This is a genomic window from Asticcacaulis excentricus CB 48 (genome assembly GCF_000175215.2).
Lineage (GTDB): Bacteria > Pseudomonadota > Alphaproteobacteria > Caulobacterales > Caulobacteraceae > Asticcacaulis > Asticcacaulis excentricus.
The window spans coordinates 144,328-160,346 of record NC_014819.1; the positions used below are offsets into that span (position 1 = coordinate 144,328).

General features: G+C 60.6%; 15 protein-coding genes. 4 read left to right on the top strand and 11 right to left on the bottom strand.

The window, feature by feature from the left end:
* Nucleotides 1–8 precede the first annotated feature (8 nt).
* Entirely contained in the window at nt 9–194 is a 186-nt protein-coding gene (locus ASTEX_RS21160; protein WP_144004844.1) for a TetR-like C-terminal domain-containing protein, read from the bottom strand.
* A gap of 283 nt (nt 195–477) precedes the next feature.
* Between ASTEX_RS21160 and ASTEX_RS19045 the strand changes: the two genes are divergently transcribed.
* The 4 genes from ASTEX_RS19045 to ASTEX_RS19060 all read left to right on the top strand — a co-directional run bounded on the left by ASTEX_RS19045 (nt 478) and on the right by ASTEX_RS19060 (nt 5,214).
* Nucleotides 478–765: a metal-sensitive transcriptional regulator gene (locus tag ASTEX_RS19045; protein WP_041659822.1), complete on the top strand. Its 288-nt coding sequence runs from the start codon at nt 478–480 to the stop codon at nt 763–765.
* Nucleotides 766–771: 6 nt separating this feature from the next.
* The gene (locus ASTEX_RS19050) at nt 772–3,132 is read left to right on the top strand and encodes a copper-transporting P-type ATPase (protein WP_013481269.1); all 2,361 of its coding nucleotides are present in this window, start codon (nt 772–774) and stop codon (nt 3,130–3,132) included.
* A 309-nt stretch (nt 3,133–3,441) separates the two neighbouring features.
* Complete coding sequence (locus ASTEX_RS19055; RefSeq protein ID WP_013481270.1) at nt 3,442–4,539, top strand: acyltransferase family protein; 1,098 nt, start codon at nt 3,442–3,444, stop codon at nt 4,537–4,539.
* 177 nt (nt 4,540–4,716) lie between these two features.
* Complete coding sequence (locus tag ASTEX_RS19060; protein WP_013481271.1) at nt 4,717–5,214, top strand: DUF305 domain-containing protein; 498 nt, start codon at nt 4,717–4,719, stop codon at nt 5,212–5,214.
* 322 nt (nt 5,215–5,536) lie between these two features.
* Here the strand turns inward: ASTEX_RS19060 and ASTEX_RS19065 are convergent, their stop codons facing one another.
* The 10 genes from ASTEX_RS19065 to ASTEX_RS20140 all read right to left on the bottom strand — a co-directional run bounded on the left by ASTEX_RS19065 (nt 5,537) and on the right by ASTEX_RS20140 (nt 15,868).
* Nucleotides 5,537–5,791: an NAD(P)-binding protein gene (locus ASTEX_RS19065; RefSeq protein WP_041659823.1), complete on the bottom strand. Its 255-nt coding sequence runs from the start codon at nt 5,789–5,791 to the stop codon at nt 5,537–5,539.
* A 49-nt stretch (nt 5,792–5,840) separates the two neighbouring features.
* Nucleotides 5,841–7,844 carry a heavy metal translocating P-type ATPase gene (locus ASTEX_RS19070; RefSeq protein WP_013481272.1) on the bottom strand — a complete coding sequence of 668 codons (2,004 nt, stop codon included), beginning with the start codon at nt 7,842–7,844 and terminating at the stop codon, nt 5,841–5,843.
* A gap of 61 nt (nt 7,845–7,905) precedes the next feature.
* Nucleotides 7,906–8,136, bottom strand: coding sequence for a hypothetical protein (locus tag ASTEX_RS19075; RefSeq protein WP_013481273.1), 231 nt, complete (start codon nt 8,134–8,136; stop codon nt 7,906–7,908).
* Entirely contained in the window at nt 8,133–8,576 is a 444-nt protein-coding gene (locus ASTEX_RS19080; protein WP_013481274.1) for a hypothetical protein, read from the bottom strand. The genes ASTEX_RS19075 and ASTEX_RS19080 overlap by 4 nt, the downstream gene beginning before the upstream one ends.
* Nucleotides 8,573–9,514 (bottom strand): cation diffusion facilitator family transporter, encoded by a 942-nt coding sequence (locus ASTEX_RS19085; RefSeq protein WP_013481275.1) that lies wholly within the window; start codon nt 9,512–9,514, stop codon nt 8,573–8,575. The genes ASTEX_RS19080 and ASTEX_RS19085 overlap by 4 nt, the downstream gene beginning before the upstream one ends.
* Before the next feature lie 67 nt (nt 9,515–9,581).
* Nucleotides 9,582–12,773 carry an efflux RND transporter permease subunit gene (locus tag ASTEX_RS19090; protein WP_013481276.1) on the bottom strand — a complete coding sequence of 1,064 codons (3,192 nt, stop codon included), beginning with the start codon at nt 12,771–12,773 and terminating at the stop codon, nt 9,582–9,584.
* An 11-nt stretch (nt 12,774–12,784) separates the two neighbouring features.
* Nucleotides 12,785–13,807 (bottom strand): efflux RND transporter periplasmic adaptor subunit, encoded by a 1,023-nt coding sequence (locus tag ASTEX_RS19095; protein WP_013481277.1) that lies wholly within the window; start codon nt 13,805–13,807, stop codon nt 12,785–12,787.
* Nucleotides 13,807–14,016 carry a hypothetical protein gene (locus tag ASTEX_RS19100; protein WP_013481278.1) on the bottom strand — a complete coding sequence of 70 codons (210 nt, stop codon included), beginning with the start codon at nt 14,014–14,016 and terminating at the stop codon, nt 13,807–13,809. The genes ASTEX_RS19095 and ASTEX_RS19100 overlap by 1 nt, the downstream gene beginning before the upstream one ends.
* Before the next feature lie 89 nt (nt 14,017–14,105).
* Complete coding sequence (locus ASTEX_RS19105; protein ID WP_013481279.1) at nt 14,106–15,416, bottom strand: TolC family protein; 1,311 nt, start codon at nt 15,414–15,416, stop codon at nt 14,106–14,108.
* A 65-nt stretch (nt 15,417–15,481) separates the two neighbouring features.
* On the bottom strand, nt 15,482–15,868 hold the full coding sequence (locus ASTEX_RS20140) for a hypothetical protein (protein ID WP_144004845.1): 387 nt from the start codon (nt 15,866–15,868) through the stop codon (nt 15,482–15,484).
* Nucleotides 15,869–16,019: the final 151 nt, after the last annotated feature.

The window sequence follows — 16,019 nt, forward strand, 5'->3', positions numbered from 1 at the left end:
GGCCCGGCCTAGCCGACACCGTTCTCTATCAGCCGGCGGAAATGGGCATCTATTTCTGCCGGCACCGCTTTGGCGCCGCCGTCGAGCCACTGCGTCATCACCGCCATAAAAGCCCCGACAACGAACGCGACCGTCGTCTCGCGCCGATCGGTTTGCCCCCTGCCCTTCAGATCGACACGGACCAAATCGGCCAATATCTCCTTGATGCTACCCAAGCTCACGGACAGCCCGTCGTTTCCTATCAGCGCGCGATAGGCCGGTAGATGGCGCCGTGCAGGCGACGCATGCGCTCGTGGTCCATTAGCGTCCTCCACCCGATAACCTTCCACCCAGGTTATGCCTGAGCCGATTTGATTCAAATCAGTTTTACCTGACGAAATGGACGTACTGTCCAGCTATAACGAAAATGTTTCGCATTGAACCCGTCGGCGCCCTTGCAAGCATACCCCATGGGGTATATATACCCCCCATTGGTATATGGAGCTCCCCGTGTCGGAACACCCCAGTCACACCGAAGAGACCCCTCGGCTCAACCGAACCATCGGCCAGCTCGAAGGCATCAAGCGCATGATCGGCGAGGGCCAATATTGCGTCGATATCCTTACGCAGCTGCGTGCCGTGCGCAGCGCCATCAAGACAATCGAGCTCAGTGTCCTGGAAACCCACATGAAGTCGTGCCTGGCCAAGTCCTGCCAGTGCGGCGACGAAACTCAGCGCGACCAGCAGATTGGCGAGATCATGCTGCTCCTCAAGAAGTACGAGTAGAACGCCATGGATCACGATCAGCATAGCGACGGCGCACCAAAATCCTGCTGTCACGGAAAAGCGGAGGGCGGTCAATACACTTGCCCGATGCATCCGGAAATCCGCCAGAGTGGCCCAGGTCAATGTCCGATCTGCCACATGAATCTAGTGCTCGCGGCCGACAAGCCCGCGGAAAAACCAGCGGAAGCCTCGGACCATGGCCATTGTGAGCACCACGGGCATGGCCACGAACACCATCACAAACTTGCCGCCAAGCCCGTGTCAGCGCCCAAGGCCGGTGAAGCCGTCATCTACACGTGTCCGATGCACCCGCAGATCCGTCAGGAAGGTCCAGGCTCCTGTCCAATCTGCGGCATGGCGCTCGAACCCGAAACGATCACGCTCGAAGAGACCGACAATCCCGAGCTTCGCGACATGACGCGCCGGCTGTGGATTTCCGCAATCCTGTCCGTACCTGTGGCGGTTCTGGCTATGGGCGCGCATTTCGGACTATCCGCCCTGGTCCCGGACAGAATTTCCGTCTGGATACAGCTCGTCCTGGCTACGCCCGTCACCCTGTGGGGCGGTTGGCCGTTCCTCACGCGCGGCTGGGATTCGCTGAAGACCCGAAACCTCAACATGTTCACCCTGATCGCACTGGGTATCCTGGTCGCTTGGGGCTATTCGGTCGTCGCCGTCCTAGCGCCGGACGTATTCCCACATATGCCCGGCATGACACCCGATATCTATTTCGAGGCAGCCGCGATCATCACGACTCTCGTCCTTGTCGGCCAGGTCCTGGAACTCAAGGCGCGCGCCCAGACCGGGAATGCAATACGGGCCCTCCTGAAGCTGGCCCCGGCGATCGCGCACCGTATGCAGGACGGAAACGAAGAGACGATACCCTTGGAGCAGGTCCAGCCAGGCGACCTGCTGCGCGTACGACCGGGCGAAAAAATCCCGACCGACGGTGAGATCATCGAAGGATCGAGCCACGTCGACGAATCCATGCTGACCGGCGAATCCATGCCCGTCGCCAAACAGGGCGGCGACAAGGTTACAGGCGCCACCGTCAACCAGTCCGGAAGTTTCGTCATGCGGGCGACCCGGGTCGGAAACGACACACTACTCGCCCAGATCGTCGCGCGCGTCGGCCAGGCGCAGCGTTCGCGTGCGCCCGTACAGCGGGTTGCCGATATCGTGTCCGGCTATTTCGTGCCGGCCGTCGTAGTCGTCGCCGTCATGACATTTGTCGCCTGGATAGTCTGGGGTCCAGATCCCAAACTCGGCCACGCGATCCTCAACGCCATCGCGGTCCTAATCATCGCCTGTCCTTGTGCGCTTGGCTTGGCCACGCCGATGTCGATCATGGCCGGCACCGGCCGCGCGGCGCGCGAGGGTATTCTCGTCCGCGATGCGGCCGTGCTCGAAGCCTTCGAAGGCGTGGACACACTTGTACTCGATAAGACCGGAACGCTCACGGAGGGCAAACCGAAACTGATCGCGGTCAAGGCCACCGGCGGGCTCTCCGACGACCGGCTACTTGCCCTCGCCGCGGCCTTGGAGGCGTCAAGCGAACATCCGATCGCAGATGCCATCGTTCGGGGTGCCAAGGAGCAGAGCCTGCCAAGTTTGAAGGTCGAGGACTTCCAGTCTCCGACGGGCAAAGGCGTGACTGGTAAGGTCGATGGCGCAGCCCTCGCACTTGGCAATTCCGCCCTGGTCGGAGAGAACGCGGAGCTAACCGAACTCGCCCGGCCTTTCCGGGAACAGGGCCAGACGGCGATCTACGCGGCCGTGGACGGCAAGCCGGCCGGAATCATCGTTGTCGCCGATCCCATCAAGACGTCGACACCGGAAGCGCTGAAAGCCTTGAGGGCTGAAGGCCTGCGCCTGGTCATGCTGACTGGGGACAACGAGGCTACGGCGCGCGCCGTCGCCAAGACCCTCGGCATCGAGGATGTCGAAGCCGGCGTGCTGCCCGACCGGAAGGCGGAAGTCATCGAAGGACTGATAGCGAAGGGCCGCAAGGTCGCCATGGCCGGTGACGGCGTCAACGACGCACCCGCCCTCGCCGCGGCCACGGTTGGCATCGCGATGGGCAACGGAACCGACATCGCCATGGAAAGCGCCGGCATAACCCTCATAAAGGGCGACCTTCGAGGTATCGTTAAGGCGCGCGGTCTGAGCCAGGCCGTCATGCGCAATATCAAGCAGAACCTGGTGTTCGCCTTCGCCTACAATATGGTGGGCGTACCGATCGCCGCTGGCGTCCTGTATCCGGCGTTCGGGCTGCTGCTCTCGCCGATCATTGCCTCGGCAGCCATGGCCTTCAGCTCTGCATCTGTAATCGCCAATAGCCTTCGTATTCGCAATACCCACCTATGAGTTTCGCCGCTACGCCGCTCGTTTCGTAATTATTGCGCCAGTCAACGCTCTGGGTTCGATTGATGGAACCCTTGCCTCTAATCGTGCGGATGATGCTAAATGCCGATGCCAAGGTGGCGAAGCTTCGAGCTTTGGCTGTAACTCGTGGATAGCCGTACCGCTGGGGCCTCGCCACAACATGCGCAAGACAACATCGAATGTTAGAGTTTATAGCTTAATTTGCGTCCTGACCACTTCACTGGTCCAATAGTTGCATTCCCCTCACGCGCGAACGCAAATTCCCCTTTTGGGGTCAGATCGGGACAGACAATGCCGCAGAACCTCAAACCGTTGACTGCCTTACGCTTCTTCGCGGCCATGTGGGTCGTCGCATTCCATTTCTGGCCCAACTTGGGCGTGGTCATGCCGGCGATCGTCGGTAAAGGCTATCTCGGTGTGGAGTTGTTTTTCGTTCTGTCCGGCTTCATCCTCAGCCATGTCTATCTCGAACGCTTCAAGAACGGGACCTATCACTATGGCGAGTTCATCTGGGCGCGGCTGGCACGCATCTACCCTGTCCATATAGCAATCCTCGTCGGTCTCGGCCTCCTAATGGCAGGCCTGACCGTCGTCGGCATTCAGGCTGGTGACAAGCTGCTGGTGTGGTCTTCACTGCCCGCCCAAGTGACACTGACCCAAGCATGGGGCCTCGCGCCTCAGGGCGGCTGGAATCATCCGTCATGGTCGATCTCGGCCGAATGGTTCGCATACCTGACCTTCCCGGCGTTTGCTTTCCTGATGGTCCCCATGTGGAACCGGCCTCGCCTTGCCGTGGGACTGGCCGCCGCCTTCCTCATCCTTCTCTATATCGCCTTCGGCTCGATTGCCGGCTTCCCCTTGACCCGCGCCACCATTCTCTGGGGCGCCCTTAGGATCGTTCCCTGTTTCGCGCTAGGCTGCACGTTGTGGCTTCTCTGGAACACCGGAGCCATCCGCACGCGCGCAATTGCATCCGGGGTGACTTTGGGCGGGTTCTCCTCGCTTGTCGCATCGACTTTGTTCGGTCTACCCGATTTCGTCAGCGTTCTTGCCTGCGGCGGAATAATCCTGGGTCTGGGAGCGCTGGCGAGAAATGGATCTTCGATATTGTCGTCGTCCTGGCTGGTCTATCTCGGCGAAGTGAGCTTCGCGGTCTATATGATCTGCATCCCATGGCAACTCGTCTTCAGCCGAGGCTTCCAGAAACTTGTCCACATCGATCCGGAACATATGCCGGTAGTATTGTGGCTTATCATGGTCGCCGGCGTCGTCCCGGTCGCCATCGTTGTCCACCACCTGATTGAGCGACCAGCTCGCAACCTGATGCGCCGCGTCGACTTCAAGCGCGATGCCGTTAATGTCCGTGGACGGCTAAAGATAGAATACTAATGGCGACCGTTATATTTTGCCGCGTTCACGTCGACGTATCTAACATCCATCGAACAAGTCTTGGCGTGTTTGTCAGCATCATTTGATTCACTTAGCGGATATTTGCATTCAAGCCTTAGCCTCGGTATCGATAAACCTCCTCGGGATCCGTAGACCTGAGCGGAAACGGAGGTCGCAATGGAAGGTCACGAATCCAGCCACGTGAGCCATGACAGGGCGATGCAGGGCAAGGGCCACTATGTCAAATTCTGGATATCCTTGGCCGTCAACGCGGCTCTGATGTTCGTCCTTATGTTCGTGATGATCGACACCTTCTCCGAGTTCATTCCGAACCTGAACTTCCTCTACATGGCGTTCGTGATGGCCGCGCCGATGGGTATCATCATGTTGGCAAGTATGCCGATGATGTATTCGGACAACCGGAAGAATTTGATTAGTTATGCGGTCCTAGTCTTGCTCTTCGTCGCCAGCTTCGCCTTCATCCGCCATCAAACCTTCGTCGGCAACAACGGCTTTCTCGCGTCGATGATTCCGCACCACTCCGGTGCCATCCTGATGTGCCGGAATGCCAAGATCACTGACCCTGAAATTGTCACCTTGTGTGGAAACATCGTGAAATCTCAGCGACAGGAGATTGATGAAATGAAAGCTATCCAAGCAAGGAAAAAACCGTAGACAGCGCGTTCGTTCGAAATGGTGCTGCCCCAGTGGAGGACTTTGAGAGCGTGAGCGAACAATTAAGGTATGCGCTCAGTATGTCCTGGCTCGAAGGCGACCGGAGAAGGTCTATACAGGCACTTTTGAGATAGTGTGAATTCGCTAGATTTTGCTCTCGAAACGCACCAGCGCCTCGAGTTCGCCATAGGGCAGTATCTTGCATTCAAATCCGGCACTCGACTAAAGGCTAGGCGGCGCAGTTGTGCAACGACCTCTTCCCTTCGATTATCTGACGCGACCAGATACAGACCATCAGCGGTAACTGCGCAGGCAAGGTGAACTACGTGGCATAGTCTTCAAGAAAGTCGGCGAACTCCAGCCGATCAGGCCGCCCTTCGGGATCGCCGGGCATAGCCAAACCGGGCAGGCCATTGAAGGTCCGCGGCGTAAACAAGGTCAGGGTGTCATAGCGAAACCGCCACGCATCGCCGATCCGCCGGCTGCGATCGAGGATGATGAAATCAAGCCCAGCCTTCTGAAGATAGTACCCTGCGGACAGTCCCGATTGCCCGGCGCCCAGAACGATTAAATCCATGACCGCAGGCACTGCCGGTTTCGAAGGTTTCGTCGGCCCCTTCTGCCGCCTAAGCATCGCGCCCCCCCTTCCAGCCCAGAAGCCGCATGGCATTGGCCGTCACGAAGACCGTCGCGCCTGTGTCCGCCAAAATCGCGGGCCAAAGCCCTGTGATGCCCAGAACCGTTGTGACCAGAAAAACGGCCTTCAGACCGAGTGCGATCGTGATGTTCTGATAGATGTTGGTCATGGTCAGCCTGGAGAGGCCGATCATGTCGGCAATATCCATAACACGACCATGCAGCACGGCCGCATCAGCCGTCTCCAGCGCCACATCCGTCCCGCCTCCCATGGCGATACCGACATCCGCGGCCGCAAGCGCCGGCGCATCGTTGATACCGTCACCAACCTTCGCGACGACCTCGCCCTGATCCTGCAGATCCTTGACGATCATTTGCTTCTCTTCGGGCATCAACTCGGTTCGAGCCTGCATGCCGAGTTGCGAGGCGATGGCCTCACCGGTGCGCTTGTTATCGCCCGTCAGCATGAGCGTGGTGATGCCCTGACGCTGCAGCGCCCATACCCCGGCCTTGGCGTCTTCGCGCGGCTCGTCGCGCATGGCGATGAAGCCGGCGATCTCGTCATCGACGATCAGGACAGACACCGTCTTGCCCTCGTCATTCAGCCGCTGGATGCTTTGGCGCATATTGCCGCCCAGCGGCATGTAGTCTTCGGTCGCCTTGGGTGAATAGAGGCGCACGGACTTGCCATCGACCGTACCCGCAACGCCCTTACCGGCCACCGCCTTAGAGCTTTCAGCCGTGCCATGGTCGATATTACGGGCCTTGGCTTCATTAAGGATAGCGGTCGCGAGCGGATGGCTCGAACCCGCCTCAAGCGTAGCGGCAATGCGCAAGACCTCGCCCTCATCCATCCCATTGCCATGGATGTCGGTGAGCTTTGGTTTGCCTTCGGTCAGCGTCCCGGTCTTATCCATGGCGACATAGGTCACCTTGCGGAAGGTCTCCAGAACCGCGCCGCCCTTCATAAGAAGTCCACGTTTGGCTCCGGCCGATAGCGCCGCTGCGATCGCGGCCGGCGTCGAGATAACCAGCGCGCAGGGACACCCGATCAAAAGCACAGCCAGGCCCTTGTAGAGCCATTCCGACCAGTCACCGCCAAAGGCCAGGGGCGGAATGACGGTGACGAGGAACGCAAAAACGATGACCCCAGGGGTGTAATATTTGGAGAAGCCGTCGATGAAGCGCTCGGTCGGCGCCTTGGCCTCCTGCGCATCCTCGACGAGCTTGATCACCCGGGAGATCGTATTGTTCTCGGCGGCAGCGGTCACCTTGATACGCAACACGCCTTCCTGATTGATCGTCCCGGCAAAGACCTGATCATCCACCGTCTTGCGCTTCGGCACGGACTCGCCCGTTACCGGCGCCTCATCGATCGCGCTTTCGCCTTCGACAATCACGCCATCGGCCGGCACGCGGTCGCCGGGGCGCACGACCACTATGGCATCAACCGCCAGCTCTTCAGCCGGCACCTTGCGCGTCTTGCCGTCACCCTCATCCAGGAGCGCGTCCTTGGGGACAAGTGTCGCCAACTCCCGGATACTGGCCCGGGCCCGATCGGCCGCAATCCCCTCAAGCAACTCACCCACGAGGAACAGGATGATGACGACAGCCGCCTCTTCGGCGGCATCGATGACGATGGCGCCAATGGCCGCTATCGTCATCAGGGTCTCGATCGAGAACGGGTAGCCGCGCGCCACGCCTTTGGCCGCGCGCCGAACGATGGGGATCAGGCCGACCATCATGGCCGCCACATAGCCCCAAGGGGCACTTTGCGGTATGAGCTTGGCCAGAAGGAAGGCGACAGCGAAGGCGGCGGCGCACAGGAGCGTCAGGCGCGCCTTGGGGCTCTGCCACCACGGTCCATCGCTCGGGCCGTGGTCGTGGCCGTGCAGACCTTCCAGATCGTCCCCGTGCTTATGGTCGTCGTCATTGGCGGCCTTGCCGCCGGTCTTGCCCTCGGCCTTCGAGGGCGGGTGGGAATCGTGGGCCATTTGATGTCCTTTGCGCGCGGAAGGGGGAACTCAGCCGCTCCCTTCCGTGGATGTGTCCGAGCTATTTGTCCGTGCTGCCGCTTTGCGACGCTTCGGCTTTCGGGGCCGTGGCGGGGCTCGCCGGCGCGTTCGGCACCTTGACGATCTTGTAGAATTTGTCGCGAGGCGCAGGGGACATCTTTACCACCTTGACGGTGTATCCCTTGTCACTCTCAGGCGTGCTGGCACAGGCACCGAGCGTCGTCACGGCCAGGGTCAAAGCCAGCAGGTTTAAGCGTTTCATCGAATTCATCGGGCATTTCCTTCCAGAATTGGCGTGACGAAGGCTTCGTCGAGCGTTTTGCAGACGGCCTCAACGCGGTCGGCGCGCATGCGCGCGTCATCGCCGTCGCGCAGGCGCTTGACCAGGAGGAGGTCATGGCAGGCCAGACGCGCTTTGCGCTTTTCAGCTTCGGACGTGCTGGTCAAAGCCCGGCATACGCTTTGCATTTTCTGAACCTCGGTGTTCGATGAATTGCGGATCTGGTTTTTGGTGCGCACGTCGCCGACCCTATAGGCCGTCGAATGGCGCAGCGGCCATTTGGCCTCCCACATGCACTGCAACTTAGATTTGCGGGCATCTGACTCGGGTCCGGTGGTCTGAGTAGCGGCTTGGGCGAATACCGGGGTCGCCGTCAGGGAGGCCATCAGCATCGCGCCGATAGCCCCCACTATGGGCAGTTTACGTCTCATGTGTCGGTGTCCTTCGACCATGTCGGTGTTTCAATGCCGACGTGGGTGCGCTCGACCTGCACGGTTGCGTGCGCGATCCCAAACGTCGCGGCGATTTCATGGGCGCGAGCGAGGATGAGCGCCTCGTCCGCCCCCGGATTGACCAGAAGATGCGCCGTCAGGCTGTTTTCGCCCGTCGTGACGCTCCAGATGTGAAGATCGTGGACGTCCTTGACCCCGGCGACCGCTGCCAGTTCGGATTCGACCTTCTGAAGGTCCACCCCCGCAGGCACACCTTCCAGCAGGACGTGAAAACTCTCTTTGAGAAGCTTCCAGGTTCGCGGCAGCACCCAGAACCCGATCAGTACCGCCAGGATCGGATCGATCTGCGGTATCTTCGTCACGTAGATCAGGACGGCGGCGATGATGACACCCAGCGAACCCAGCATGTCGGCCAGAACTTCGAGATAGGCGCCCTTCATGTTCAGGCTTTCGTCCGATCCGCCCTGCAGCACACGCATGCTGACCAGGTTGACGATCAGCCCGAGGACGGCGACGATCAGCATGCCTCCCGTCTGGACCTCGGGCGGCTGGTTAAAGCGCTCATAGGCCTCGTAGAGGATGTAGATGGCGACGGCGAAAAGGACGATCGCATTGAAGACCGCTGCCAGCACTTCGAACCGCCGGTAGCCAAACGTGCGCTTTGAGTCGGCAGCCTTTTTGCCAATCTGAATAGCGATGAAGGCGATGATCAGCGCCATGACATCGGTCATCATGTGCGCGGCGTCCGACAACAGCGCCAGACTATTGAAAACGAAACCACCGATAATCTCGGCAATCATGAACGTTCCGGTCAAGCCGATTGCGATCAGTAATCGCTTCTCGTTGGCCTGGCGTCCCGCATGTGCATCCCCGGCCATCCCGGCAGATGCGCCCCCCTGACTATGATCGTGCGCCATAAGCGCCTCCTTTCAATTGGGGAAAAAGAGCGGGGTGCGACGTATGAGGCCGCACCCCTCCGTCGACTTACAGGCCTTCGCCGTGTACCTCCCTGTTGGGGGCTGGCCTGTTCTTCTCAAGCGTCTTCTCCTTGCCGTGCACGATGCGATAGAGCGCCGGCAGGATCAGCAGAGTGAGGATGGTCGAGGAGACAATGCCGCCGATGACGACCGTAGCGAGCGGACGCTGCACTTCGGAACCGGCACCGACGTTGAAGGCCATCGGCACGAAGCCCAGCGAAGCCACCAGCGCCGTCATCATCACCGGACGCAGACGGGTCAGCGCCCCTTCGATGATGGCATCGTCCAGCAACTTGCCTTCGGCTCTCAGCGACTTGATGAAGGTCAGCATCACCACGCCGTTGAGCACCGCCACACCGGATAGGGCGATAAAGCCCACCCCCGCAGAGATAGAGAGCGGAATATCCCGTATGGCCAGAGCCACGATCCCCCCTGTCAAGGCCAGCGGCACACCCGAGAACACGATCAGTGCGTCCTCCATAGTGCCGAACAGCATGAAGAGCAGACCGATGATCAGGATCAGCGCGATCGGCACGACGATCTGGAGGCGCTTGGCCGCCGAGGTCATCTGTTCGAACGTGCCGCCGTAGTTCACCCAATAGCCTTCCGGCAGCTTGACCTGCGCCCCGACCTTGTCTTGCAGGGTCGTAACGAAGGTGCCGAGGTCGGCGCCACGGACGTTGGCCGTGACCACGACGCGGCGCTTGCCCTGTTCGCGGCTGATTTGGTTGGGACCATTGATCATCTCGATATGCGCCACATCCTGAAGCGGGATGAAGCTCGCACCGGTCATGCCCTCTGCAGAGTCCCCGTCATTGCTGACCGGGATGCGCAGGCGGCCGATCTCGGCGAGGTTGGCGCGCTGGGTTTCCGGCAGACGCACAATCACATTAAAACGGCGGTCGCCTTCGAAAATTTGGCCCGCTTCGGTGCCGCCCAGAGCCGTGGACACCACGTCCTGCACGTCGCCTATGCTGAGACCCAGACGCGCCATGGCGGTGCGATCCGGCGTGATCTGCAGCATGGGCAGGCCCGAAACCTGTTCCACGCGAACGTCCTCAGCACCGGGGATCGTCTTCATCACCTTCTGGATGTCATTGCCGGTCTTCAGCAACTGATCGAGATCGTCGCCGAAGATTTTGACGGCCACGTCCGAGCGTACACCGGAGATAAGCTCGTTGAAGCGCATCTGGATGGGCTGGGTGAACTCGTAGTTATTACCGGGAATTTCCTCGACCGCCTTCTGCATGCGTTCGACGAGGCTGTTCTTAGGCTCGTTCGGATTCGGCCACTTCTTGCGGTCTTTCAGGATCACAAAGGTGTCGGCCACGGAGGGCGGCATGGGGTCCGTCGCCACTTCAGCGGTACCGATCTTGGCGAAGACACGTTCCACTTCCGGGAACTTTTTAAGTCGCGCCTCGACGGCGGCCTGCATATGGATCGACTGCGTCAGGCTGGTGCCCGGGATACGCATGGCGTGCAGCGCCACATCGCCCTCATCCAGTTGCGGGATGAACTCCGCCCCCAGGCGCGTGGCCAGGAAGCCGGACAGGACGACCAGTACGATGGCAATGCCGACCAAGGCGTAGCGCGCCTTGATGGCCAGCTTCAGAATGGGCTCGTAGACCTTACGGGCCCCGCGCATGACGAAGCTTTCCTTTTCCTGCACCTTGCCCGTGACGAACATCGCCACAGCGGCCGGAACAAAGGTCAGGGACAGCACCAGAGCCGCGGCCAGAGCCATGACGACGGTGGCCGCCATCGGGTGGAACATCTTGCCCTCGACGCCCGAGAGCGCGAAGATAGGGAAGTAAACGATGGTGATGATCAGCACGCCGAACAGAGACGGCTTGATGACTTCCGTCGAGGCCTTTGAGGCCAGAGCGAAGCGTTCGTCGCGCGTCAGAAGCCGCCCGTGGTGGTGTTGCGCCTCGGCAAAGCGCCGCAGACAGTTTTCCATGATGATGACGGCGCCATCGACGATCAGACCGAAGTCGAGCGCCCCCAGCGACATCAGGTTACCCGAGACCTTATTCTCGACCATGCCCGTGATGGTCATCAGCATGGCCACCGGGATAACCATGGCTGTGATGATGGCCGCGCGGATATTGCCGAGCAGCAGGAACAGGATGACGATGACCAGCAGCGCGCCTTCGGCGAGGTTCTTTTCAATCGTCTGGATGGTGCGTTCGACCAGCGTCGTGCGGTCATAGACCGATACCGCCGACACGCCTTCCGGCAGAGACTTGTTGGCCGCTGCGAGCTTTTCCGAGACGGCTTTTGCCACGGTACGCGAGTTCTCGCCGATCAGCATATTGACCGTGGCGACCACGACCTCCTTGCCGTTCTGCGTGGCCGCGCCCGTCCGCAGTTCTTCGCCCAAAAGCACGTCGGCGACATCGGCGATGCGGATGGGCACGCCCATACGCGTCTGGACGACGATTTGCTTCAGATCTTCGATCGTGTTGGCCTGGCCGGGGACACGGACGAGGAACTGCTCGCCGCTCTTTTCGACATAGCCCGCGCCTCGGTTGCTGTTGTTGGTCTCCAGCGCCTTGATGACATCGGCCATCGTCAGGCTGTAGGCCGACAGACGCTCAGGGAACGGCGTCACATGGTATTGACGTTCAAACCCGCCGATGGTGTTGACTTCGGTCACGCCCGGCGTGTTGCGCAGTTGCGGGCGGATGACCCAGTCCTGCAGCGTGCGCAGATCTTCCGGGGTATAGGCCGTTCCGTCAGCCTTGCGGGCATCGGGTTTGGCTTCGACCGTATACATGAAGATTTCACCGAGGCCGGTCGAGATCGGCCCCAGTTGCGGCTCCGATCCGGCCGGTAGCTGGCTCCTCACCGACTGTACCCGCTCGTTGACGAGCTGACGGGCAAAGTAGATGTCCGTGCCTTCCTTGAAGACGACCGTGACTTGCGACAGGCCATAACGCGAGATAGAGCGCGTATATTGCAGGCCGGGCAGACCGGCTATGGCCGTTTCCACCGGGAAGGTGATGCGCTGTTCGGCCTCAAGGGGCGAATATCCAGGCGCTTCGGTGTTGATCTGAACCTGCACATTGGTGATGTCGGGCACGGCATCGATGGGCAGGCGGGTGAAGTTATAGACGCCGAGGGCCGACAGGGCCAGCACGACGATCATGACGATCCAGCGGTGCCGAATCGACTGCGCGATGATTTTTTCAAGCATGATGATTCACCCTAGTGCTCATGCTCGGCGCCGGACTTGGCGATATCGGCACGGATGAGAAACGCGCCTTTGGTGACGATGGTCTCGCCGCCTTGAAGTCCGCCGGTGATTTCGACCATGCGGGCCGACTGGCGACCGACCTGGACCGGGACCGCCGTATAGGTGGTGCCGTTTTTGACGAAGATCACTTGCTTTTCCTCCAGGGTCTGGAGCGCGTCGACCGGAACCGCGATGTTTGCGGGTGTCTGAGTCGTGACGAACTGGCCCTCAATCGCCATGCCTGGACGCAGATCTTCCGCGGCGGATGCCGGCAGCTTGACAATCGCCGTCAGGGTTTGGGTGCGCGGATCGACCGAGGGCAGCATGGACGAGACGGTGGCGGTGATCACCTTGCCGCCCAGGGTCTTGATGGTGACCGTCTGCCCGGAGCGCACCGATTCGGCGTCACGCGGGAACAGGTAGAACGAGGCCTGGATGGCGTTCGAGCTGGCGATCACATACATGGCGCGTTCGCCGGCGGTGATGTCGCCGACATTGGCGTTCTTCTCGATGATCGTGCCGGAAATGCCGGCTGGAACCGAATAGGTCTGCAGGCTCTCGCTCGATTCGACACGCGCCAGGGTCTGGCCTTTGCTGACCTTTTGGCCCAGTTGCGCGGTCATCGACATGATGCGGCCCGGATACCAGGCACGCACCTCGCCGCGACCTTCCGGTGCGATTTCGACACGGCCCGCAATGGTTACGGTTTCGTCGATATTCCCGGGACCGGCAACACCGATTTCAACCCCGCCGGCCTTGGCGGCTTCATCGGTCATGGTCGTCTTTTCGACACCGGCTTCTTCGCCGTGACCTTCTTCACCGCCTTCGGCGCCGTGACCATGGCCGTCACCCTCGCCTTCGGCCTTAGGCGCTTCAGCCGCGGGCTTTTCCGCAGCCGGGGCTTCCGGCTTTTTCCCGCAGGCTGACAGCATAACCAGACCGGCAACGCCGGCCAGCAGCAGTGAGCGCGAAAGATACGTATTCAACGACGTCATTAGTGTGCGTCCTTCTCGCCTGAGGCGTGAGCATGGCCGTCTTCGGCTTCGGTGTGCGAAGCGCTGGCTTCATTGACTTCGGCGGCTGCGGCCTGTTCGTCCTTGGCTGGCGGATCGCTCGGCTTCTCACCGCACGCGGCGAGCGACAGGAAACCGACCGCGGTGGCAGCGACGATCAAACGGGAAACTGTCTGGGTTTTGGAGATCATGGATACAGTCCTTTTGAGCACGCCCTCGGCCGACACAGCGGCAACGAAAAGGCGCGAGATTGTTTGAGACTTTGGGCGTACGCGGACCCTTACGGGTTGGTGCTATCCGTCGGAATCAGGGGGACCCACTGGCCGGCCAAGCGATCGCGTCCGGCCTTCTCGACCTGGAACGATTTCAGCACCTCGACACGACGGGCCTTGGCCTCAATGAGGGTCTGTTGCGCACCGATGACATCGCGGTAGGTGAAGCCGCCGCGCGCGAAACCCTCACGGACCTGAGACACAGCCTTTTCGGCCTGCGGGATCACCTCGGCCTCAATTCGCTTCGCCTCTTGCGCCAGATTGTTCATCCGGATGGTCGCGGCTGCGATATCGCGCTGGCGGAAACGCTCCGCCACTTCGATATCAGCCGACGCGGCTTCAGCTTCAGCTCGTGTGCGGTCGATATTGCCCTGATTGTTGTTGAAGCGATTCAGCGGGATCGACCCACCGACGAGAAAAGCCGCCGACCCGTCCGCGCGGAAATATCGGATACCCGCCGAGAAGGTTGGGTCCTGAACGCGACGGGTGGTTTCAACCCGAATCTGCGCGGTTGAAGCGCGTTGACGGGCACGCAGAGCTTCGATGTCGGGCGTTTCCATCAGGTTCGGCTCGGCATTCAGCGCACTGGTGTTTTCCAGAGAGGCCGCGTCGAGCGTGAAGTCGGCCCCGCCGCCCCAGAGGGCAGCCAGTTGCAGTTTCAGTTGGCGCGCCTTGGCTTCGGCCTGATCGACCGCGATCCTTGCGTTCGCGACTTCCGTATCCGACAGCGAACCGGCAAACAGCGGATCACGGGCGGCGCTCACGCGACGGCTGATTTCTGCATGCGATTGCTCGGCCAGTTTGAGACGTTCGCGCGCCACACCGATTTCGGCTTCGGCGGCCACCGCTTCAATCCAAAGGGCCTGGGCCGTATTCATCGCTTCCCAGGTCCGGGCACGGCCTTCAGCGCGGACCAGTTCCTTCTCCGCCGCCGCCGCGCCGACGCGCGCCTGGCGCTTCGGCTTGCGTTCCATCTCTTGTTGGTAGGTCAGCGTGAATTCCGCGGAATTCAGACCGTTATAGGGATTGGAGCCCAGGAAGTTTTCGGCGTCGATGCCGACCGTAGGGTTCGGACGGACACCGGCTTGGCGGATATTGGCGTCAGCCGCCGCCAGACGACGATTTGTCGCGGTGACGGTCGGGTCCGCAGTGCCCGCGCGCGTCATGGCCTCGGCCAGCGACAAGGGCACGGATTGAGTCGTAGCGGTCGTTTGGGCCGCGGCCCAGAACGGGGTGGCCACCATCAGGCAGGCCGCGATCAGACCCGCGGATGCGAGTTGTCGCTTTGCGCGGTTACCGCGCATATGGGGGGATTTCATTGGAATGCTCGTAAAAGGTCTAAGACAGACGGCACACGGGCCGTTCAGGCGTCAGTAGAGTCCGATTACGCGCGCGGAGGGTGGAAGGGCATAGCCGGGGCACGGCCAGTCAACGGCAAGGCTTCGCCGCTTTGAAGCCCGGCGTCAGCCAGGTTCAGACGGACACTAAGCTCATGTGCGCCCGCGGCCAGGCCTTGAGAGACCTCGCCGGAATTGTGATGGTGGTGATGGATAGCGAGGATGTCGTTTGGGACGGGCTCTTCCGACCGCAAGTGTCCTTGGCATTCGCCCCCCTTGTCGACGCAGGAGGCAACCCAACCTCCATCAACCGTTTGCTGGTCGCCCGCGACCTGGTGCTCCAAAACCTGAACACTCGCATGCGCCGACGCAAAGCCGGACAGCATGACAGCCACCACGCAGAGCAGGGTGCTGAAAGCCGAAAGGCGAGACATCAATGTGCGCTGTGCGTGCATCATACCGGTGATATTCGAGTGGTTGCGTAAACATATAATGAATGCTGACCGAATGTGAAGGTGTTATCTTATACCTCTAGCCACAATGACCATTATATTATGACTTCATCTACAAGGAAGGGTTTGGTTT